Raw genomic sequence first — 20,133 nt, 5'->3', positions numbered from 1 at the left:
AGGCGCCCGGGGTGCCGGGGACGGGTGTGCTCCGGGGTGGTGGTGCTCGCAGGTGAGGCGCCCGGGAACGGCCGACTAGGCTGGGGAGATCGGGGCCTTCCCCGAAGGGGGGTGCGCCGCGAGACCGGGGCGGCCCCGAGACCGCCGAACCCAGGAGCGCAGCACACGTGGCCGTCAACCTCGCCACCATCGAGTCCGTCACGAAGGTCTACGGCACCCGGGCCCTTCTGGACGGGGTCAGCCTCGGCGTCAGTGAGGGGGACCGGATCGGCGTCGTCGGACGCAACGGCGACGGCAAGACCACCCTGATCCGGATGCTCGCCAAGCTGGAGGAGCCGGACGGCGGCCGGATCACCCACTCCGGCGGACTGCAGCTGGCCGTCCTCACCCAGCACGACTCGCTCGACCCCGAAGCCACCATCCGGCACGAGGTGATCGCCGACCGCGCCGACCACGAGTGGCTCGGCGACGCGCGCATCCGCGACATCATCGAAGGCCTCTTCGGCGGCCTCGACCTGCCCGGCTTCGCCGACGGCCTGGACACCGTCATCGGCCCGCTCTCCGGCGGCGAGCGCCGCCGGATCGCCCTCGCCAAGCTGCTGCTCGGCTCGCCCGACCTGATCGTCCTGGACGAGCCCACCAACCACCTCGACGTCGAGGGCATCGCCTGGCTCGCCAAGCACCTCCAGAACCGCCGCTCCGCCCTCGTCTGCGTCACCCACGACCGCTGGTTCCTCGACCAGGTCTGCACCCGGATGTGGGACGTCCAGCACGGCGCCGTGCACGAGTACGAGGGCGGCTACTCCGACTACGTCTTCGCCCGCGCCGAGCGCACCCGGATCGAGGCCACCGAGGAGCAGAAGCGCCAGAACCTGGCCCGCAAGGAGCTCGCCTGGCTGCGCCGCGGCGCCCCGGCCCGTACCTCGAAGCCGCGCTACCGCATCGAGGCCGCCAACGCCCTGATCGCCGACGTGCCGGAGGTGCGGGACAAGAGCGAGCTGATGAAGTTCGCCAACGCCCGGCTCGGCCGGACGGTCTTCGAGCTGGAGAACGTCACCGTCACCGCCGGCCCCAAGCTGCTGCTGGAGAACCTCACCTGGCAGCTCGGCCCCGGTGACCGGATCGGCCTGCTCGGCGTCAACGGCGCCGGCAAGACGTCGCTGCTGCGCGCCATGCGTGACGCGTACGCCTCGGAGGGCGACGTGCAGCCCGCGTCCGGCGTGATCAAGGTCGGCAAGACCGTCCGCCTCGCCTACCTCTCCCAGGAGGTCGCCGAACTGGAGCCGGAGACCCGGGTGCTCCAGGCCGTCGAGCAGGTGCGCTCCCGGGTCGACCTCGGCAAGGGCCGGGAGATGAGTGCCGGCCAGCTCTGCGAGCAGTTCGGCTTCGGCAAGGACAAGCAGTGGACCCCGGTCGGCGACCTCTCCGGCGGTGAGCGGCGCCGGCTCCAGCTGCTCCGGCTGCTGATGGACGAGCCGAACGTCCTCTTCCTCGACGAGCCGACCAACGACCTCGACATCGAGACGCTCAACCAGCTGGAGGACCTCCTCGACGGCTGGCCCGGCTCGATGGTCGTCATCAGCCACGACCGCTTCTTCATCGAGCGGACCACGGACGTGGTGCACGCGCTGCTCGGCGACAAGAAGCTGCGGATGCTGCCCAACGGCGTCGACGAGTACCTGGAGCGGCGTGCCCGCATGGCGGCAGCGGCTGCCGCTGCCGCCGCTGCCGCCACCGGGGCCTCGGCCGCCGAGGCCGCGGCGGCCCCCGGGCTGTCGGCCGGGGACGTGCGGGCGGCGAAGAAGGAGATGCAGAAGCTGGAGCGGCAGATCGCCAAGCTGGACGACAAGGAATCCAAGCTCCACACCCAACTCGCCGAGCACGCCGCCGACTTCTCCAAGGTCGCGGAGCTGGACACGCAGCTGCGCGCCGTCCGGGAGGAGAAGGAGGAGCTGGAGATGAGCTGGCTGGAGCTGGCCGAGCAGGTCTGAGCCCGGCCTTCGGTGGCCGGGCCACCCGGGCCCGCCGGTTCGGCGGCGGGTCCGGGGCGGGCCCGGGGAGGTGGGGTGGGGATGGCACGGCAGGGTCCTGTGCGTGTCAAGTTCGTACCGATCGCGCTCAGTCGTGCCATGGGCCCTGCCGGGGCGACGGCGGTGGTGGCTACGATGGCCGAGGCAACCGCTGTCCCTCCGTGCGGACCGACGGGTGCATGAGTAAGACTGTATGACCGAGAAGTTGACGGTGTGTTGCGGTGCGGCGGCCTCGGGGCCGCCCCGCACACGGGGGAGAGGTGGATTACGGTGGCAGACGCGCCTGCAGGCGACGGTACGGGGACGGCCAACGGTACGACGGGCGCGGCCAAGCCCGACGAGACGCCGTTCTCGCTCGGTACGGGCCACAGCAACAGCTTGTTCGGCTTCGGCGCCGTGTTCGGCGCCGCCGACACCGTTGTGCGCGCCGTCCAGACGAACGCCAGCGCCTCGGAGCTGGTCTCCGCGTTCGGCAGCAAGAACGTCCAGGTCGAGTTGGACACCCTGACGGCGTTCACGAAGAAGATCGAGGCACTGCTCCAGGCGATGGAGGGTTCGGCGGCAGCGCCGTACAACCTCCAGGAGCAGCGGCTCCAGGCGGACAACTTCGGCAAGAACTTCTCGCAGTCCACCGATCTGACGTCGGCCTACCAGCGGGCTCACAACGAGCTCGTGAACATGCACAAGGTCTTCGTGAAGCAGATCGAGGAAATGCAGAAGTCCGTCACGAAGGCGGCGGCCAACTACGCGGGCAACGAGGAGAACACGGCCGCCGCCCAGCAGGCCGTGGCGAAGAACGCGGGCGTCGCGACGCCGGCAGCCGGGCCGAACGGGCCCGGCCCGAAGGTGGGCTTCTGATGTTTGGTCCAGGGGGCAGGACGCTCGGTATGACGGGGAGTGAGTGATGGCAGGCGGAACGAACTTCGAGCCCATGAAGCACGAAGAGCTCAAGGTCATGGTCGACAGCAGCGACCCGTCGAAGGTCCTGGGCCGGGGAAGTCAGCTGCAGGCTGCCGGCCGTGTTCTCAAGGACCTCAGCGGGGCGCTCAAGTCGCACATCGACCAGATCGCCTGGGAGGGCCCGGCCGGCGAGGGCTTCAAGGCGTGGGCCAGCAACTTCCACAAGTCGGCGGCGAAGCTCGCCGACTACTCCACGGGTGTCGGCGATGCCATGCACCAGGCGGGCGAGGCGCTCAGCACGGCCAAGGTCGCGATGCCGAAGCTGCCGCAGGCCGAGATCGACAAGGTCGCCAAGCACAAGAACCAGAACATCCCGTACCTCCCCTCCGACTTCGAGGCCCGGTACGGCGTGGGTTCCACCGTGGACTCCGTCATGAAGCAGGCCAACCCGAACTGGGTGACCGGGGCCGAGGCGGCCGAGGCGGAGAAGAAGGTCAAGCAGGAGCACCAGGAAGCCGTCAACCAGATGGTGAAGCTGGCGCAGGCCTACGAGGCCGTGACCACCAAGCTGAACTCGCTCGAGACCCCGGAGGAGCTGAAGCCGCCGGGTGAGGGTGGCGATCGAGACTCCTCGTCGGACCACTCGATTGGTGGTGGCGGCGGCACCGGCTCCGGTGGCACCGGCCGCAACCCGCACGGCGGAGTCGGTGGCGGTGGTGGCGGCAGCTACAGCCCGCCCGGTGGTGGCGGTGGTGGTGGCGGTTCGGTGACGCCGCGTCCGCCCGTGCCGGGCCCGCAGGGTCCGAGCGGACCGGGACACGTCGACCCGATTCCTCCGCGCAACGGTCCGGTGCCGTTGCCGCCGGACCCGGGCGTGCCCGTGCCCACCCCGGCACCGTCGTACCCGCCGGACCGTCCCGGGACCGACCTCAACAGCCTGCCGCCCGCTCCGACCCTGCCCGACCAGACCGGTCCGTTCACACCGGGCGGCCCCGGCCAGCTGCCCCCGAACGGTCCGGGCGGCGGACCGCCTTACCCGAACGGTCCCGGAGGCAACAACAACTTCCCGGGCCCCGGTCCCGTCCCGTTCGGCGGTGGCGGCACCATCCCGCCCAAGGTCACCGGCCCGAGCCCGAGCCGGACGAGCACCTTCGGCGGTGGCAACCTGCCGGCGAAGAACGGCAACCCGGGTGTCCCGAGCGGTGGAACGGTCTTCGGCCGCGACGGCCAGGCGGGCCGGTCCGGTGGCGGTCCGGGCGGCCCTGGCGGGGGCGGCATGCACCCCGGGGCTGGCGGCGGCCACGGTGGCGGCGCCTCGGGCGGCAGCGTGCGCGGCCGCGGGCTGACCTCGACCGGCGGCGGTACGGTCGGCGGCCGCAAGGGGCCGACCGCGGGTGGCGAGTTCACCCCGGGCGGCACGGGTCTGCGCAACCGGGCCGGCGCGGTCGGGCCCGAGGGCGGGTCGCGTTCGGGCCAGAACGGCATGGCGGGCGGTCCCGGCATGACGGGCGGCGGCGCGGGCAAGAGCGAGCGTGAGCGTCGTCAGCGGGCCGACTACCTGCACGAGGACGAGGAGACCTGGACCAGCGGTACGCCGCAGAGCAATCCGGGCGTGATTGAGTAGGACTGCAGTAGCTGCCCGGCCACTGGGCCCAACCAGTGGCCGGGCAGACCTGTCCGGGGCGCAGTCCTCGGCCGACGGGAGACAACAAGGAGTTGTGATGGGGCGGACGAACGTGCGAGTGGGTGGGCGGATGTTCGCTGCGGCGCTCCTGGCGGCAGGTGTGGCTGTGGGTCCCGCAGCGGTTCCGGCGGCTGCGGACGGCTCCATCCGTAAGGACCAGTGGCACCTGGATGCCATGCATGCCCCGGAGATGTGGCAGATCTCGAAGGGCCAGGGGATCACGGTCGCGGTGATCGAGGGCGGGTTCAAGCTGGATCACCCGGATCTCGTGGGACAGTTGCTGCCGGGCAAGGACTTCAGCGGGCTTCCCGGTGGAGTGGGGTCCTACAGCAACGGCCACGGAACGCAGATGGCCAGCCTCATCGCGGGGTCCGGCAAGGGAATGGGGGGCAACGGTGCCTATGGCCTGGCCCCCGGCGCCAAGATTCTGCCGCTGAAGATTCAGAACGGGTCCGATGGCAGCGGTTTGTCCTCGGCCGACTTCCTCGACCAAATCGGCCAGGCCGTCAGCTACGCGGCGGACCAGGGGGCGAAGGTCATCAACATCTCGCAGGGTATCGAGGCCATCAAGACCTCTCCTGACGATGTGGCCAAACTGAACCGCGTCATCGCGAGCGCAACCGCAAAGGGTTCGTTGGTGGTCTCCAGCGTCGGAAACTCGGCCCAACAGGGCAATCCGGTCGAGTACCCCGGCGGCCTGCCCAATGTCGTCGGGGTCGGGGCGGTCGACCGCAACGGGGAAGTGACCTCGGAGTCCGAGCGGGGGCCGCAGGTTGATCTTGTTGCGCCCGGTGCGGAGATGGTCGAGGCCTGCACGGGACAGACCGGCTACTGCGACAGTCATGGCACGTCGGACGCGACCGCGCTGGTCTCCGCCTCGGCGGCGTTGGTGTGGTCCGTCCACCCGGACTGGACCGCCAATCAGGTTCTGCGTGTGCTTATCAGCTCGGCCGGAAAGCCGAGCGATGGGTCAGTCCGAGCCGACAATGTCGGTTTCGGGGCTGTTCGGCCGCGGATCGCGCTGACCGCTCCCGGCGACCCCGGCCCGGCGAATGTGAACCCGATCCCGGAGAAGCCGGCCGAGGCCCCTGCCGCGTCGTCTTCCGCAACGCCTTCCACGTCGCCGTCGGCGGCGGCGTCCTCACCGGCGTCCTCGTCGGCGTCGGCGGCGGCGAGTCCGTCCTCGGGTGGGGGCACGACGCCGGCGGCGTCGCCGGTCGCGCAGCCTGTGGTCGCGAAGGATTCCGGCGGTTCCCTGCCTGTTGTGGCGGCGGTGGTCGGCGGGTTGGTGCTGGTGGCGGGTGTGGTGTTCTTCGTGCTGCGGAGGCGGTCGGCGGCCTCTCGGGAGGGTGCGGTCGTGCCGCAGATGCCGCTGCAGGCCGGGCCCGGGGTGCCGCCCGCGCCGCCGTCGTACGAGCCGCCGGCTCCGTCGGGGGACAACCCGTACGCGCGGTAGTCGAGGACCGGGGCAGCCGCCCGGCCGCCGGGTTCACCCCGGCGGCCGGGCGGCTGCCGTTTCGGGGGAGTGCCGTGGGGAGCGCCGCGGGGTGGGGCGTGGGGCGGGCGTGGAGGGGGGTGGCGCGGGGGCGGGGTGTGCGCGGGTGTCACCCGGGTGGGTGCTGTCGCGGGGGTGAGCGGGTCGCCAGGGTGGCGGTATGGATACGCAGGACGCCCGGCGGGCGGCGCAGTTGCGGAGGGCCGCAGCGGCGGCGCTGATCGGCACGGCGATCGAGTTCTACGACTTCTTCATCTACGGGACGGCGGCCGCGCTGGTCTTCGGGCCGGTGTTCTTTCCCGGACTGGGCACCGTGGGGGCGCTGTTGGCGTCGTTCTCGGTGTACGCGGTGGCGTTTCTGGCGCGGCCGCTGGGGGCGGTGGTGTTCGGTCACTTCGGGGACCGGTTGGGCCGGAAGGCGACGCTGGTGGTGTCGCTGCTGCTGATGGGGTTGTCGACGGCGGCGGTGGGGGCGCTTCCGGGGTACGGGGTATGGGGGTGGTGGTCGCCGGTGGCGCTCGTGGTGCTGCGGGTGTGCCAGGGGCTCGGGCTGGGCGGGGAGTGGGGCGGGGCGGCGCTGCTGATCGCGGAGAACGCGCCGGCCGGGCGGCGCGGTCGGTACGGGGCGTTTCTGCAGCTCGGCCCGACGATCGGGTTCGTGCTGGCGAACGGGGTGTTCCTGGTGCTGCAACTGGCCTTGGACGAGCGGGCGTTCCACGGGTGGGGCTGGCGGGTGCCGTTCCTGGCGTCGCTGGCGATGGTGGCGGTGGGGCTGTTCGTGCGGCTGCGGATCGAGGAGACGCCGCTGTTCGCGGCGGAGGCCGGGCGGGTGCGGGAGCGGCCGCCGGTGGTGGAGGTGCTGCGCGGGCATTGGCGGACGGTGCTGGTCGGCTGTGGCGTGATCACCGTGGGGTACGCGATGTTCTACCTGACCACCACGTACGCGCTGGCGTACGCGACGACCGGGCTGGGGGTGTCGAGCACGCTGGTGCTGTCGATGCTGCTGGCGGGCGGGGTGGCGATGGGCGGAACGGTCTGGGTGAGTGCCCGGCGCAGTGACGGGTGGGGGCGGCGGCGGACGTTGCAGGGGGCGACGGGGCTGGCGTTGCTCTGGTCGCCGTTGTTGTTCCCGCTGTTGGAGACGGTGCGCCGGCCGCTGATGTTCCTGGCCCTGGCGGGGGCGATGGTGGTGCTGGGGTGTCTGCTCGGGCCGGTGGCGGCGTATCTGCCGGAGCTCTTCCCGACCCGGGTGCGGTACACGGGGGCCGCGCTGACGTACAACCTGGGAGGGGTGGTGGGCGGGGCGACCACGCCGCTGATCGCGACCAGGCTGACCGACGTGTACGGCACGGCGGAGCCGGCCGGCTGGTACCTGGCGGTGCTGGGGCTGGTGGCGCTGGGTTGCCTGAGGTTGCTGCCGGAGACCAGCGGTACGGATCTGGCGGTGGCCGGGGCGGACGGCGGACGCCGCCGGGCGCCCGTGTTGGGGGCGGATCCGGCGGCGTAGCCCGCGGGGAGCGGGTGCGGGTCAGACGGCCTGGGCGGCGCGGCCGGCCAGCAGGGTCGCGGTGTGCTCGGCGACCCGCCCGCCGAGGTGCTCGGCGGTGGCGATGTCGGCCTTGTGCACGGTGTCGGGGCCGCCGTCGGAGGGGGTGGAGGCGGCGGCGCCGGAGAAGAAGCCGAGGCGGTTGAGGTCGTTCTCGGTGGCGGTGGTGGAGTTCCATCCGGGCTTGAGGCCCAGGTTGACCCAGTTCATGCCGTGCTGGGCGGCCAGGGTCTGGAAGAAGCCGAGGGTGCCGGCCTTGTCGCCGCTCTTGGAGGCGGAGTTGGTGAAGCCGGCGGCGACCTTGTCCAGCCAGGCGTCGCCGAACCAGCGCTTGCTGCTGGCCTCGGCGAAGGTGTGGAAGGCGCCGGAGGCGGTGCCCATGTAGGTGGGCGAGCCGAAGATGATCGCGTCCGCGGCGTCGAGCCGGGCCCACTGCTCGTCGGTGATGGTGTCGACGGCGACGGAGACGACCTCGGCTCCGGTGGCGGCGGCTCCGCGGGCGACGGCCTCGGCTATCACGGCGGTGTGGCCGTAGCCGGAGTGGTAGGCGATGGCGACGGTCGGGCGGATTGCGGTCATGGCGGGTGCTCCTCGCGGGAGGTGGAAGGAAGGGCCCAGGGGGCGGGGTGAACGGCGGGACCAAGGGGAAGGCAGAACCGGGAGGCCTTGCGGCCGCCGTGGTCTCCAATATAGACCAAGTCTCCATTGGTTACTAGGAGCGGATTGGAGACCGCCCGCTACCCTGGAGGTATGACGACGAAAGAAGAGGCCCCGGCCGGGCCCGACCAGGCCCAGAGCCGGGATGTCTTCGCCCAGCTCTGTCCGAGCAGGGACGTGTTCGCCGAGCTGGCGGACAAGTGGTCGCTGCTGATCCTCATGGGCCTCGACCAGTGCGGTCCGCAGCGGTTCTCCGAGCTGCAGCGCGCGGTGGGCGGGGTCAGCCGGAAGATGCTCACCCAGTCGTTGCGCTCGCTGGAGCGGAACGGGCTGGTGCGGCGCACCGTTCACCCGGAGACGCCGCCGCGGGTGGTCTACGACCTGCTGCCGCTCGGCCGGGAGCTCGCCGAGCTGGTGGCGCCCGTCGGTCGCTGGACGGAGGCGCGCACCCCCCTGATGATGGCCGCGCGGGAGGGGTTCGACCGGGCGCACACCGAGGGTTGAGGGGCGGAGGCCGGCTCCGGGTTCCGGGGCCGGGGCCGATTTCCCTTCCGGGCCGTCGGCCGTGTAATCTCTTCCTTGTTCGAGCGAGCGAGTGAGCAAGCGAGAACACAAGGTTCAGGCCCCTATAGCTCAGTCGGTAGAGCGTCTCCATGGTAAGGAGAAGGTCTGCGGTTCGATTCCGCATGGGGGCTCAAGTGAAAGACCCTCGCCCAACGGCGAGGGTCTTTTTCGTGTCCGGGTTCGTGCGCCCGGCCGGCCCCGGCGCCGAGGCGGCCTGGCGGGCCGGGCCCGAATGCGCTGTGATGGTGCGTCATCGGCCGCCCGCCCCACCGGGTGCGGGCGCGGGCCGGACCCCGACCGGGAGGGCGTCATGGGCGTTCGACTCGTGGTGGTCGACGACCATCGGCTGCTGGCCGAGGCGCTGGCCACCGCGCTCCAGCTGCGCGGCCACCGGGTGCTCGCTGTCGGCTCGCCGGCCGGCTCCGCCGCCGACCTGGTGGCCGGCCGCCGGCCGGAGATCTGCCTGCTGGGGGTGGCCGGGCCGGGCGAGCCGGGGGCCTTCGACGGGCTGCGCCGGATCCGCCGGGAGCGGCCCGAGGTGGCCGTCATCGTGCTCGGGCCGGTCGGTGAACTTCGGGGCGTGGCAGCCGCGTTCGCGGCGGGCGCGGCCGGGTATGTGCCCAGCGACGAGCGGATCGAGGTGGTCGAGCGGGCCATCGCGCGCGCCCGGGCGGGGGAGGCGGCGGTCGCGGTGGACGTCCTGCGCGGCGCCTTCGACCAACTGCTGTGCCCGGCGGCCGAGTCGGACGACGAGGCGGTCCGGCTGCTGCGGTTGCTGACCCGCCGTGAGGTCCAGGTGCTGACCCGGATCGCGGACGGCGAGGACACCGCGGCGATCGCGGCCGGGATGCGGATCGCCTCCAGCACGGCCCGGACGCACGTCCAGCGGGTGCTGATGAAGCTCGGCGCGCGGACCCGGCTGGAGGCGGCGGCGGTCGCGGCCCGGACCGGGTTGCTCGAACGGGTGGCGCGCGACTGAGCGGGCTCGCCCCCCGGAACGGGGGAACGGCTTCCGGGGCGAGGGCTTGCTCTCCGGGGCGAGGGGACGGCCCCCGGAACGACGGCTTGCTCTCCGGGACGAGGGAACGGAGCCCCGGAACGAGGGAACGGCGCCCCGGCGCCGGGCGGCGGCGACCGGAACAGCCGGTGAACGGTGGTCCGGGCCGGACGGACGCGGTCCGGAGCACTCCCGGTGGCCAGGGAGAATGGCCCCAGTCGTACGTACGTCACCGATGGCCCGCCGAGGCCGCGGACCATCGCCCGCTGGAGGTCGCATCATGAGTAAGTACCTGGTCACGGGTGGTGCCGGATATGTCGGCAGCGTGGTTGCCGCCCACCTGCTGGAGGCGGGGCACCGGGTGACCGTCCTGGACGACCTGTCGACGGGCTTCCGCGAGGGTGTGCCGGCGGGTGCGGAGTTCGTGCAGGGCCGGATCCAGGACGCGGGCACGGTGCTGGACGGCTCCTTCGACGGGGTTCTGCACTTCGCCGCGTCCTCGCAGGTCGGCGAGTCCGTGGTGGACCCGGAGAAGTACTGGCGCAACAACGTGGCCGGCTCGCTGGAGCTGGTGAGCGCGATGCGCGCGGCGGGCGTGCGCAAGCTGGTCTTCTCCTCCACCGCCGCCACCTACGGCGAGCCGGAGGTCGTGCCGATCGCCGAGACCGCCCGTACCGCGCCGACCAACACGTACGGCGCCACCAAGCTCGCCGTCGACCACCTGATCACCAGCGAGGCCGTCGCCCACGGGCTGGCCGCCGTCTCGCTGCGCTACTTCAACGTGGCGGGTGCGTACGGTGTCTACGGCGAGCGGCACGACCCCGAGTCGCACCTGATCCCGCTGGTCTTCCAGGCCGCTCTGGGGCAGCGCGAGCACATCGCGGTGTACGGCGACGACTACCCGACCCCGGACGGCACCTGCATCCGTGACTACATCCACGTGGCGGACCTGGCCGACGCGCACCTGCTGGCGCTGGACGCGGCCAAGCCGGGCGAGCACCTGATCTGCAACCTGGGCAACGGCAGCGGCTTCTCGGTGCGCGAGGTGATCGAGTCGGTCAAGCGGGTCACCGGCCGGGAGATCCCGGTGCGGACCGTCGGGCGCCGTGCGGGCGACCCGGCCGTGCTGGTGGCCTCCGCCGAGCGCGCCCACCGGACGCTCGGCTGGACGCCGCGCCGTCCGAACCTGGACGACATCGTGGCCGACGCCTGGAAGTTCACCCTGGAGAAGAACGGCCTGTAGGCCGGACGACCTCGTGAGGCGCCGCCCCCGGCCGGTCCGGGGCCGGCGCCTCAGCTGTGCGGCGCCCGGTCCTGGGGTGCCCGGCCATGGGGGCCGGTCCCGCAGCGCCCGGTCCCGCAGCGCCGCGACGCACTCAGTGGCGCGACCTCATCGGCGGGGCGCCGCGTAGGCGCGCAGAAAGGCCCGGACGCCCGCGACGACGATCTCCTCGGTCTCCGGCCGGGCGAGCGGGTACGCGCCCCAGTACGAACGCTGGGTGACCTCCGTCGCGGTCAGCAGCACGAAGTGCGAGGCGGCCCGCCCCGGGTCGGGCGCCTCCAGCCATCCTTCCTCGGCCAGCTCGGCGAACCGGCGCCCGAGCGCGGCGAACACCCGGCGCGGTCCGGCCTCCTGCCAGGCGTCCAGGGCGGCCTTCGGCAGGTGCCGGGCCTCGGCGTTGATCTGGCGGACCAGTCCGAAGTGGTCCGCGAACTCGGTCAGCGGGGTCACCCAGGCCAGTGCGAACGCGACGAGGTCCGCCTCCAGGTCGGTGACCTTCCCGAGCCGGCGCTCGATGATGTCCAGCTGGGCGTCGCCGACCTGCGCGGAGCTCTCCTGGACGACGGTCTGGAAGAGCAGTTCCTTGCCCGCGAAGTGGTTGTAGATGGTGCGGGTGGACACCCCGGCCTCCGCCGCGATGGCGTCGATGCTGGCGCGGGTGTAGCCGTCCCGGCCGAAGACCGTGCGGGCGGCCCGGGTGATGGCCTGGCGCTTCTCGGCCAGCCCCCGGCGGGGCCGGTCCGGCGTTTCCTGCCGACTGGTCACTGAGGCTCCTTCATTGAGGCTCATTCGAAAAGTTACAGTCACCGTTGTACGTATTGCCATGCACGTTGTACTTTACCTGACGTGCCGTCCGAACGGGCGGTGGCCAACAGCAGCGCATCCCTGGAGAGAGCCATGTCCGCGACCCCGTTCCGCCTCGCCGTCATCATCGCCAGCACCCGCCAGGGCCGCTTCGCGCCCACCGTCGCCGACTGGTTCGTCCGCACCGCCGGGCAGCGCGCCGACCTCGATCTCGACGTCATCGACCTGGCCGAGCACCCGCTGGCCCACGTGGGCGAGGAGCCCACCGCCGAGCAGGCCGAGCGGCACGCCGCGCTCTCGCCCCGGCTGGCCGCCGCCGACGCCTTCGTGGTGATCACCCCGGAGTACAACCACAGCTTCCCGGCCGCCCTCAAGAACGCGATCGACCTGCACGGCGCCGAGTGGCGGGCCAAGCCGGTCGGCTTCGTCTCCTACGGCGGCCTCGGTGGCGGGCTGCGCGCGGTCGAGCAGCTCCGGCTGGTCTTCGCCGAACTGCACGCCGTGACCGTCCGCGACAGCGTCAGCTTCCACAACGTCTGGGGCCTCTTCGGCCAGGACGGCGACCCGGTCGACCCGACCATCCCGAACGGTGCCACCAAGGGCATGCTCGACCAGCTCACCTGGTGGGCGCACGCGCTCCGGGACGCCCGCGCCGTCCGCCCCTACGGCGTCTGAACCGCGGTCGGGGGGAACGACGATGAGCACCACCACCGTGCCGGCCACCACCGCGCCGGCCGGCACGCCGGAGGCCGCCGCACCCGGCCCGCGCACCGCGGCCGTCGCCGCCGTCGTGGTCCTCGGCTCGCTGATGACCGTCCTCGACACCACGATCGTCAACGTCGCCCTCAACCGCCTCGCCGGCGACTTCCACGCCCCGCTGGCCACCATCCAGTGGATCACCACCGGCTACACCCTGGCCCTCGCCACCGTCACGCCGGTCACCGCCTGGGCGATCGGACGGTTCGGCACCCGCCGCCTCTACCTCACCGCGCTCACCCTGTTCGTGCTCGGCTCGGTGCTGGCCGGCGCCGCCTGGGACGCCCCCTCGCTGATCGCCTTCCGGGTGGTCCAGGGCCTGGGCGGCGGGATGGTGATGCCGGTCGGGATGACCGTCCTGGTCCGCGCCTCCGACCCGGCCCGCACCGGCCGCACCATGAGCGTGCTCGGCATCCCCGTCCTGATCGGCCCGCTGGCCGGGCCGGTCCTCGGCGGCTGGCTGGTCGACGAGGTCTCCTGGCGCTGGGTCTTCCTGGTCAACCTGCCGCTCGGCGCGCTCGCCCTCGTCCTCGCCGCCCGGCTGCTGCCCCGCGACGGCGGCGGCGACGCCCGCCGCCGCCGACTGGACCTGCCCGGCCTGCTGATGCTCTCCCCGGGCCTGGCCGCGCTGATCTACGGCCTCGGCGCCGAGCACGGACACCCCGGCGCCGCCGGCAGCCTGCTGCCCACCCTGGCCGGTGCGGCCCTGGTCGCCGGGTTCGTCGCCCGGGCGCTGACCACGGGCGAGCCGCTGATCGACCTGCGGCTGCTGGGCCGACGCGCCTTCGCCGGGCCCGCCGCCACCATCGCCCTGTTCGGCTGCGGCTACTTCGGCTCGATGCTGCTGCTCCCGCTCTACTACCAACTGGTGCGCGGCCAGAGCGCCACCGACGTCGGCCTGCTCGGCATCCCGCAGGCCCTCGCCACCGGCATCACCATGCAGTTCTCCGGCCGGCTGTCCGACCGCTTCGCCGCCGGCCGGATCGTGCTCACCGGCACCGCCGTGGCCGCCGCCGGCTTCCTCGGCTTCACCGTCCAGGTCGCCGCCGACACCCCGTACTGGCACCTGATCGCCGCCCTGGTGGTGACCGGGACGGGCATCGGCATGACACTGATGCCGGCCATGGCGGCTGCCACCCGCAGCGTCACCCCGGCCGAGGTCCCGGCTGCCACCACCCTGGTCACCATCGTCCAGCAGGTCTCCGGTTCGGTCGGCACCGCCCTGATGTCCGTCCTGCTCACCGGGGCGATGGCCGACCGGCTGCCCGGCGCGGTCGGCGGCGGGGAGGCCGGCGGCGGCCTGGCCGCCGTGCACGCCCTGGACGGCGCCGCGCGGGCCGCGCTCGCCCCCGGCCTCGCGGACGCCTTCCGGGACACCTACGGCTGGGCCGTCGCCCTGATCGCGCTCGCCCTGCTGCCCGCGCTCCTGATCTCCCGCCGGACCCCCGGCGGCGGCGCCGGGAGCACCAAGTCGCGCCAAGTGCGCACCTCCTGACGAAACTTCACCAAACCCCCACCGAGCCGTCCCCCACCCCGTACGCTGATTTCGGTACCGGTGGGGGTCGGCGCCTCAGGTCCTCCCGGCAACCGGGGGGTGGGCGGCGGACGAGTGCCCAGGTCAAGGCGGTGGAACCGGGCTGTCGCCCCGGGCCCGGCCCGGCCTGAGCAGGGGGGAGTGACGATGGGGCGGATCCGCGTCCTGGTGGTCGACGACCACCGGATCTTCGCCGAGGCCCTGGCCGCGGCGCTCGCCGCCGAGCCCGATGTGGAGGTCGGCGCGGCCGGCAGCGCGGCCGCCGCCGAGCGAGCGCTGGAGCGCGCCGGCGTCGAGGGCCGCGCCTTCGACGTGATCCTGATCGACGCCGACCTCGGCGCCGACTCCGTTGCCGCGGGGGCCCGCAGGCCTGTCCGGCCGTCCGCCGACCCGCTGGACGCCGCCCGCCGCCGCCCGTCGGCCGTCGTGCCCGCACCCCGCCGCCCGGCCGCGGCTCCCGGCCAGGGCGCCGTCCCTCAGCAGGCCCCGCCCGCAGCGCCGCCGTACCCGGCGGCCACGGCGTCCGTGCACCCGGCCGGGCCGCAGTACGGCGCCGCGCCGGCGCCGGACGGCATCACCCTGCTCGCCCGGGTCCGCCGCAACCACCCCACGCTGCGGGCCGTCGTCCTGGCCACCGCCGACGACGCCCACCGCGCCGCCCGCGCGCTGCACGCCGGCGCCACCGGCTGGGTGGCCAAGGAGAGTTCGCTGGCCCGCCTGCTGGCCGTGGTCCGCGGCGTCCTGCGCGACGAGACACACCTGCCGCCCGCGCTGCTCACCGGTGTGATCCGGGAGCTCACCACCGCCCGGCGGGACCGCACCGAGAGCGAACGCCTGGTCGAGACGCTCACCCCGCGCGAGAAGCAGATCCTGCGCTGCATGGTCGCCGGGCTCGGCCGGCAGGCCGTCGCCGAGCGCCTCTACCTCTCCCCGCACACCGTGCGGACCCACATGCAGAACGTCCTCGGCAAGCTCGGGGTGCACTCCACCCTGGCCGCCGTCGCGGTCGCGCGCCGGGCGGGCATCAGCCCGTCCGAACCGGCCGCGCCCGCAGCCACGCCGTCCGTCGCCACGACCACAGCTCCCGGCGCCGGCTGATCCGCCCGTAACACCCAGGTACCGGCTCAGTTCCGTCAGGTCAGGGAAATCCGGAGGACAGATGTCGTCGCACAGCACTTCCGCACGCCCGCACACAGCCCAGGACGGCCCGGGAGCGGGCCGGAGCGCACCGCCGACGGGCCTGCGCACCCTGGTGGTCGGCGCCGGCGCGGCCGGCACCGCCCTCGTCCGCGACCTCGGCCGGACACCCGACTTCGGCCTCGCCCCGATCGGCCTGCTCGACGACGACCCGGCCAAGGCCGGCCGGGCCGTGGACGGCGTCCCCGTCCTCGGCACCCTCGCGGAGCTCACCGGACTCGCCGTCCGGCACCACGCCCAGGTGGTCGCGCTGGCCATCCCCGGCCTCGCCCCGCAGCGCGTCCGCGCCCTGGCCACCGCCGCCGCCGCGGCCGGTGCAGCCGTCCGCTACCTGCCGTCCTTCCTGGCCGCACTGCGCCGCGAGGTGGTCGGCTCGGACATGCGCAGCCTCGACGTCAACCGGCTGATCGGCCGGCACGAGGTGCACGTGGTCTCCGCCGACGTCCGGGACGTGATCGAGGGCCGGCGGGTGCTGGTGACCGGCGCCGGCGGCTCGATCGGCAGTGAACTCTGCCGCCAGGTCCACGCGTTCAAACCGAGCGCGCTCTACATGCTGGACCACGACGAGTCCAACCTGCACCGGCTCCAGCTGGAGATCTGGGGCGAGGCGCTGCTCACCGACGACTCGCTGGTGATCGCCGACATCCGGGACCGCCCGCGGATCCAGCAGATCTTCCGCGACCTCGAGCCCGAGGTGGTCTTCCACGCCGCCGCCCACAAGCACCTGCCGCTGCTGGAGCGTCACCCCAGCGAGGCGGTCAAGTCCAACGTGCTGGGCACCGACCACCTGGTGGAGGCCGCGCTGGCCACCGGTGTCGAGCGGTTCGTCCTGATCTCCACCGACAAGGCGGCCGACCCGACGTCCGTGCTCGGTGCCAGCAAGCGGCTGGCCGAGCTGATCGTGCAGGCCAACGCCCGGGACGCGCGCAACCTCGGCACCGGGGTGTTCTCGGCGGTCCGCTTCGGCAACGTGCTGGGCTCGCGCGGCTCGCTGCTCTCGGTGCTGGCCGAGCAGCTGCGCAGCGGCGGCCCGGTGACCATCACCCACCCGGACGTGACGCGGTTCTTCATGACCATCGAGGAGGCCGTCGGCCTGGTGCTGGAAGCCGGCCGGATGGCCCACGGCGGCGAGGTGTTCGTGCTGGACATGGGCGAGCCGGTGCGGATCGTCGACCTGGTGCACAACTTCGCCGAGCAGGTGCAGCTCGGCCGGGACGAGGTGGAGATCCGCTACACCGGCCTGCGGGCCGGGGAGAAGCTGAACGAGGCGCTCTTCTCGGAGGGCGAGGAACGGCTGCCCACCGCGCACTCCCGGATCTACGCCACGGTGGCCGAGTCCGCCGCGGGCCCGGAGGACCTCGCGGGCGGGCTGACCGGCCTGTACGAGGCCGCGGTGGGCAACAGCGACGAGGAGGTGCGGCGCCGCCTGGCGGAGCTGCTGCCGGGCTACCGGACGGCGGAGGCGGAGCCGGCACCGGTGCCCGCGCTCAGTGCCCCCTACCCGGACGGCTTCTAGCGGTGCCGTGGGGCGCTGCGGCTCAGCCCGGGATGTTGTCGAAGGGGGCGACGAGCTGCCGCAGCAGCCCGGCGAGCTCGCCCTGCTGGGCGCCGGTGAGCTGGGCGAGCAGCTCGCGCTCGTGCGCGAGCAGCCCGGCGAGCGCCTGGTCGGCGCGGTCGCGGCCGTCCTCGGTGAGCCGGACCAGTACGCCGCGCCGGTCGTCCGGGTCGGGCAGGCGCTTGACCAGGCCCTTGCCGGTGAGCCGGTCGATCCGGTTGGTCATCGTGCCGGAGGTGACGAGGGTCTGGGTGAGCAGCTGCCCGGGGGACAGCTGGTACGGGGAGCCCGCCCGCCGAAGCGCGGTCAGGACGTCGAACTCCCAGGGCTCCAGGCCGTGCTCGGCGAAGGCCGTCCGGCGGGCGCGGTCGAGGTGCCGTGCGAGACGGCTGACCCGGCTGAGCACCTCAAGTGGTTCCACGTCGAGGTCGGGGCGCTCTCGGCGCCATGCTGCGACCAGGCGGTCGACCTCGTCCTCCATGACGATCAGTGTATCGGGGGATGTGTCGATGTGAAGTCTCTTGACGTCGAGAAATGTAATGTGGAAGCTGCCACTGGATATCTTGACGTCGAGATACTTGTGAGGCCCGTCATGACCACCCCCGTCTGGGACCCCGAGCAGTACCTGCGTTTCGCCGACGAACGGACCCGCCCGCTGCGCGACCTGCTCGCCCGCGTGCCCGAAGTCCCGCACCAGCCCGCCGCCACCGTCCTCGACATCGGCTGCGGCCCCGGCAACTCCACCGCCGTCCTGCGCGAACGCTGGCCCGAGGCCCGGATCACCGGCATCGACAACTCCGCCGAGATGCTCGCCACCGCCCGCACCACCGGCGAGCCCACCGCCGACTACCTGCTCGCCGACGCGGTCACCTACGACCCGGCCGGGGCGGCGCCGGACCTGATCGTCTCGAACGCGACCCTGCAGTGGCTCCCGGGCCACCTCGGACTGCTGCCGCGCTGGGCCGCGGCGCTCGCGCCGGGCGGGGTGATCGCCTTCCAGGTGCCCGGCAACTTCGACTCGCCCAGCCACACCGTGCTCGCCGAGCTGCGCCGCAGCCCCCGCTGGCGCGAGGCCCTGGGCGGGGACGCCACCCGGGCCGGCGTCCACCGGCCGGGCGACTACCTCCGGGCCCTCGCCGACGCCGGCTGCACCCCCGACGTGTGGGAGACCACCTACAGCACCCTGCTCACCGGCCCCGACCCGGTACTGGAGTGGGTCAAGGGCACCGCGCTGCGGCCCGTCCTCACCCGGCTCACCGACCCCGCCGCCCGCGAGGCCTTCCTCGCCGAGTACGGCGCCCTGCTCCGCGAGGCCTACCCGGCCGGACCGCAGGGCACCGTCTTCCCGTTCCGGCGGATCTTCGCCGTCGGGACCAGGCGTTAGGCCTTCCGCTCGCCGACCAGCTTCGGGTGCCGCTCCATCCCCTCCAGGCCGTGCCAGGCCAGGTTGACCAGGTGGGCGGCCACCTCGGCCTTCTGCGGCTTGCGCACCTCCAGCCACCACTGGCCCGTCAGCGCGACCATCCCCACCAGCATCTGCGAGTACATCGGGGCGAGGCGCGCGTCGAAGCCCCGCGCCTTGAACTCCAGGCCCAGGATGTCCTCCACCTGCGTCGCGATGTCGCTGATCAGCGAGGCGAAGGTGCCGGTCGACTGGGCCACCGGGGAGTCCCGGACGAGGATCTTGAAACCGTCCGTCGACGTGTCGATGTAGTCCATCAGCGCGAACGCCGCCTGCTCCAGCAGCTCCCGCGAGTGCCCGCCGGTCAGCGCCCCCGTCACCATGTCCAGCAGCAGCTGCATCTCGCGGTCCACCACCACCGCGTACAGCCCCTCCTTGCCCCCGAAGTGCTCGTACACCACCGGCTTGGAGACCCCGGCCCGTTCGGCGATCTCCTCCACCGACGTGCCGTCGTAGCCGCGCTCGGCGAACACCGACCGGCCGATCTCCAGCAGCTGCTCCCGCCGTTGCTTCCCGGTCATCCGCACCCGGCCGGCCCGGCGGCGGCCCGCCGGCGCAGCCGCACCCGCCGGGGCGGCCGCACGCGGACGGGCCTGCGCCGCATCGAGCGCGGCCTCCGTCCGCGTGCTCTCGTGGCCGCCTGTGCTGTCTGCGCTGCTCCCGTTCACCCCTACATCATGCTGCAGGCGCGCCCTCATGCGGCGCGGCGGGCGGCGATCCGCTGTGCGTCCGGCCAACGGACGTCCCGGGCCCAGCCGGCCAGCTCGAACCAGCGGATCAGCCGGGCCGAGGAGTCGACCTGCCCCCGCAGCACACCGTGGCGGGCCGAGGTCGGGTCCGCGTGGTGCAGGTTGTGCCAGGACTCGCCGCAGGAGAGCACGGCCAGCCACCAGACGTTGCCGGAGCGGTCGCGGGAGCGGAACGGGTGTGCGCCCACCGCGTGGCAGATCGAGTTGATCGACCAGGTGACGTGGTGCAGCAGTGCCACCCGGACCAGCGAGCCCCAGAAGAACGCGGAGAGCGCGCCCTGCCAGGAGAGCGTGACCAGCCCGCCGACCAGCGGCGGCAGCAGCATCGAGAGCGTCGTCCAGAGCCAGAACAGCCGGGAGACCACTCTTATGGCCGGGTCGCGCACCAGGTCGGGCGCGTACTTCAGCTGCGGGGTCTGCTCCTCGTCGAAGAGCCAGCCCATGTGCGCCCACCAGAGGCCCTTGAGCAGGGCCGGGACGGTCTCGCCGTAGCGCCAGGGCGAGTGCGGGTCGCCGTCCTTGTCGCTGTACCGGTGGTGCTTGCGGTGGTCGGCCACCCAGCGCACCAGCGGCCCCTCGATCGCCAGCGACCCGGCGATGGCGAGGGCGACCCGCAGGGCCCGGTTGGCCTTGAAGGCGCCGTGGGTGAAGTAGCGGTGGTAGCCGACCGTGATGCCGTGGCAGGTGAGGAAGTACATGGCGGTGGCGATCGCGAGGTCCGTCCACCCCAGCCCCCACCCCCAGGCCACCGGCACGGCGGCCAGCAGGGCGGCGAAGGGTACGGCGATGAAGAGCCCGAGCGCGACCCGCTCGGCGAGCCCCTGCTTCTCCCCGCCACGGGTGGCGGACAACTGCGTCGGGGCGGGATCGATGGAGTGCGCGGTATCGGCGCGCGCCTCGCCGGCCTGGATGGTCATGGGC

Annotated in this window: 18 protein-coding genes and 1 tRNA gene; 14 read left to right on the top strand and 5 right to left on the bottom strand. The window is 73.1% G+C overall.

The window, feature by feature from the left end; genetic code table 11:
- Positions 1–167: 167 nt before the first annotated feature.
- The 5 genes from ACZ3YO_RS28065 (at position 168) to ACZ3YO_RS28045 (ending at position 7,616) form a co-directional block, all read left to right on the top strand.
- Positions 168–1,991: an ABC-F family ATP-binding cassette domain-containing protein gene (locus tag ACZ3YO_RS28065; protein WP_465574522.1), complete on the top strand. Its 1,824-nt coding sequence runs from the start codon at positions 168–170 to the stop codon at positions 1,989–1,991.
- A 309-nt stretch (positions 1,992–2,300) separates the two neighbouring features.
- On the top strand, positions 2,301–2,888 hold the full coding sequence (locus ACZ3YO_RS28060; RefSeq protein ID WP_465574519.1) for a hypothetical protein: 588 nt from the start codon (positions 2,301–2,303) through the stop codon (positions 2,886–2,888).
- Positions 2,889–2,961: 73 nt separating this feature from the next.
- Positions 2,962–4,554, top strand: coding sequence for a WXG100 family type VII secretion target (locus ACZ3YO_RS28055; RefSeq protein ID WP_465574516.1), 1,593 nt, complete (start codon positions 2,962–2,964; stop codon positions 4,552–4,554).
- 97 nt (positions 4,555–4,651) lie between these two features.
- The gene (locus tag ACZ3YO_RS28050; protein ID WP_465574513.1) at positions 4,652–6,070 is read left to right on the top strand and encodes a S8 family serine peptidase; all 1,419 of its coding nucleotides are present in this window, start codon (positions 4,652–4,654) and stop codon (positions 6,068–6,070) included.
- 199 nt (positions 6,071–6,269) lie between these two features.
- Positions 6,270–7,616, top strand: coding sequence for an MFS transporter (locus tag ACZ3YO_RS28045; RefSeq protein WP_465574510.1), 1,347 nt, complete (start codon positions 6,270–6,272; stop codon positions 7,614–7,616).
- 21 nt (positions 7,617–7,637) lie between these two features.
- On the opposite strand, the gene ACZ3YO_RS28040 is transcribed toward ACZ3YO_RS28045, so the two are convergent.
- Positions 7,638–8,234: a flavodoxin family protein gene (locus tag ACZ3YO_RS28040; RefSeq protein ID WP_465574508.1), complete on the bottom strand. Its 597-nt coding sequence runs from the start codon at positions 8,232–8,234 to the stop codon at positions 7,638–7,640.
- Between the two features lie 171 nt (positions 8,235–8,405).
- On the opposite strand from ACZ3YO_RS28040, the gene ACZ3YO_RS28035 reads away from it, so the two are divergent.
- From ACZ3YO_RS28035 to galE, 4 genes are all read left to right on the top strand, one after another.
- Positions 8,406–8,816 (top strand): winged helix-turn-helix transcriptional regulator, encoded by a 411-nt coding sequence (locus tag ACZ3YO_RS28035; protein ID WP_465574505.1) that lies wholly within the window; start codon positions 8,406–8,408, stop codon positions 8,814–8,816.
- A gap of 118 nt (positions 8,817–8,934) precedes the next feature.
- Positions 8,935–9,007 (top strand) — tRNA-Thr (locus tag ACZ3YO_RS28030).
- 179 nt (positions 9,008–9,186) lie between these two features.
- Positions 9,187–9,855: a helix-turn-helix transcriptional regulator gene (locus ACZ3YO_RS28025; protein WP_465574502.1), complete on the top strand. Its 669-nt coding sequence runs from the start codon at positions 9,187–9,189 to the stop codon at positions 9,853–9,855.
- Between the two features lie 298 nt (positions 9,856–10,153).
- Positions 10,154–11,116: a UDP-glucose 4-epimerase GalE gene (gene galE / locus ACZ3YO_RS28020; RefSeq protein ID WP_465574500.1), complete on the top strand. Its 963-nt coding sequence runs from the start codon at positions 10,154–10,156 to the stop codon at positions 11,114–11,116.
- A 147-nt stretch (positions 11,117–11,263) separates the two neighbouring features.
- On the opposite strand, the gene ACZ3YO_RS28015 is transcribed toward galE, so the two are convergent.
- Positions 11,264–11,920: a TetR/AcrR family transcriptional regulator gene (locus ACZ3YO_RS28015; RefSeq protein WP_465574497.1), complete on the bottom strand. Its 657-nt coding sequence runs from the start codon at positions 11,918–11,920 to the stop codon at positions 11,264–11,266.
- Positions 11,921–12,052: 132 nt separating this feature from the next.
- Between ACZ3YO_RS28015 and ACZ3YO_RS28010 the strand changes: the two genes are divergently transcribed.
- The 4 genes from ACZ3YO_RS28010 (at position 12,053) to ACZ3YO_RS27995 (ending at position 16,962) form a co-directional block, all read left to right on the top strand.
- Complete coding sequence (locus tag ACZ3YO_RS28010) at positions 12,053–12,634, top strand: NADPH-dependent FMN reductase (RefSeq protein ID WP_465574495.1); 582 nt, start codon at positions 12,053–12,055, stop codon at positions 12,632–12,634.
- 22 nt (positions 12,635–12,656) lie between these two features.
- Positions 12,657–14,210 carry a DHA2 family efflux MFS transporter permease subunit gene (locus tag ACZ3YO_RS28005; protein WP_465574492.1) on the top strand — a complete coding sequence of 518 codons (1,554 nt, stop codon included), beginning with the start codon at positions 12,657–12,659 and terminating at the stop codon, positions 14,208–14,210.
- Positions 14,211–14,396: 186 nt separating this feature from the next.
- Entirely contained in the window at positions 14,397–15,347 is a 951-nt protein-coding gene (locus tag ACZ3YO_RS28000; RefSeq protein WP_465574490.1) for a LuxR C-terminal-related transcriptional regulator, read from the top strand.
- A 61-nt stretch (positions 15,348–15,408) separates the two neighbouring features.
- Positions 15,409–16,962, top strand: coding sequence for a polysaccharide biosynthesis protein (locus tag ACZ3YO_RS27995; RefSeq protein ID WP_465574487.1), 1,554 nt, complete (start codon positions 15,409–15,411; stop codon positions 16,960–16,962).
- A 22-nt stretch (positions 16,963–16,984) separates the two neighbouring features.
- On the opposite strand, the gene ACZ3YO_RS27990 is transcribed toward ACZ3YO_RS27995, so the two are convergent.
- Positions 16,985–17,482 (bottom strand): MarR family winged helix-turn-helix transcriptional regulator, encoded by a 498-nt coding sequence (locus ACZ3YO_RS27990; RefSeq protein ID WP_209417545.1) that lies wholly within the window; start codon positions 17,480–17,482, stop codon positions 16,985–16,987.
- 111 nt (positions 17,483–17,593) lie between these two features.
- Between ACZ3YO_RS27990 and ACZ3YO_RS27985 the strand changes: the two genes are divergently transcribed.
- Positions 17,594–18,385: a trans-aconitate 2-methyltransferase gene (locus ACZ3YO_RS27985; RefSeq protein ID WP_465574484.1), complete on the top strand. Its 792-nt coding sequence runs from the start codon at positions 17,594–17,596 to the stop codon at positions 18,383–18,385.
- On the opposite strand, the gene ACZ3YO_RS27980 is transcribed toward ACZ3YO_RS27985, so the two are convergent.
- Both ACZ3YO_RS27980 and ACZ3YO_RS27975 read right to left on the bottom strand, forming a co-directional pair.
- Positions 18,382–19,131, bottom strand: coding sequence for a TetR/AcrR family transcriptional regulator (locus ACZ3YO_RS27980; RefSeq protein WP_465574481.1), 750 nt, complete (start codon positions 19,129–19,131; stop codon positions 18,382–18,384). The genes ACZ3YO_RS27985 and ACZ3YO_RS27980 overlap by 4 nt on opposite strands.
- Before the next feature lie 26 nt (positions 19,132–19,157).
- On the bottom strand, positions 19,158–20,129 hold the full coding sequence (locus tag ACZ3YO_RS27975; RefSeq protein WP_396325363.1) for an acyl-CoA desaturase: 972 nt from the start codon (positions 20,127–20,129) through the stop codon (positions 19,158–19,160).
- Positions 20,130–20,133: the final 4 nt, after the last annotated feature.

The sequence above is a fragment of the Kitasatospora sp. NPDC022785 genome (assembly GCF_055561295.1).
This window is presented reverse-complemented; position numbering and strand designations above follow the sequence as displayed.

Bases quoted from the DNA above. Each gene is read 5' to 3' on its own strand.
- ACZ3YO_RS28055 (WP_465574516.1), top strand. From the start codon at position 2,962: ATGAAGCACGAAGAGCTCAAGGTCATGGTCGACAGCAGCGACCCGTCG.
- ACZ3YO_RS28050 (WP_465574513.1), top strand. From the start codon at position 4,652: ATGGGGCGGACGAACGTGCGAGTGGGTGGGCGGATGTTCGCTGCGGCG.
- ACZ3YO_RS28045 (WP_465574510.1), top strand. From the start codon at position 6,270: ATGGATACGCAGGACGCCCGGCGGGCGGCGCAGTTGCGGAGGGCCGCA.
- ACZ3YO_RS28040 (WP_465574508.1), bottom strand. From the start codon at position 8,234: ATGACCGCAATCCGCCCGACCGTCGCCATCGCCTACCACTCCGGCTAC.
- ACZ3YO_RS28035 (WP_465574505.1), top strand. From the start codon at position 8,406: ATGACGACGAAAGAAGAGGCCCCGGCCGGGCCCGACCAGGCCCAGAGC.
- ACZ3YO_RS28025 (WP_465574502.1), top strand. From the start codon at position 9,187: ATGGGCGTTCGACTCGTGGTGGTCGACGACCATCGGCTGCTGGCCGAG.
- galE (WP_465574500.1), top strand. From the start codon at position 10,154: ATGAGTAAGTACCTGGTCACGGGTGGTGCCGGATATGTCGGCAGCGTG.
- ACZ3YO_RS28010 (WP_465574495.1), top strand. From the start codon at position 12,053: ATGTCCGCGACCCCGTTCCGCCTCGCCGTCATCATCGCCAGCACCCGC.
- ACZ3YO_RS28005 (WP_465574492.1), top strand. From the start codon at position 12,657: ATGAGCACCACCACCGTGCCGGCCACCACCGCGCCGGCCGGCACGCCG.
- ACZ3YO_RS28000 (WP_465574490.1), top strand. From the start codon at position 14,397: ATGGGGCGGATCCGCGTCCTGGTGGTCGACGACCACCGGATCTTCGCC.
- ACZ3YO_RS27995 (WP_465574487.1), top strand. From the start codon at position 15,409: ATGTCGTCGCACAGCACTTCCGCACGCCCGCACACAGCCCAGGACGGC.
- ACZ3YO_RS27990 (WP_209417545.1), bottom strand. From the start codon at position 17,482: ATGGAGGACGAGGTCGACCGCCTGGTCGCAGCATGGCGCCGAGAGCGC.
- ACZ3YO_RS27985 (WP_465574484.1), top strand. From the start codon at position 17,594: ATGACCACCCCCGTCTGGGACCCCGAGCAGTACCTGCGTTTCGCCGAC.
- ACZ3YO_RS27975 (WP_396325363.1), bottom strand. From the start codon at position 20,129: ATGACCATCCAGGCCGGCGAGGCGCGCGCCGATACCGCGCACTCCATC.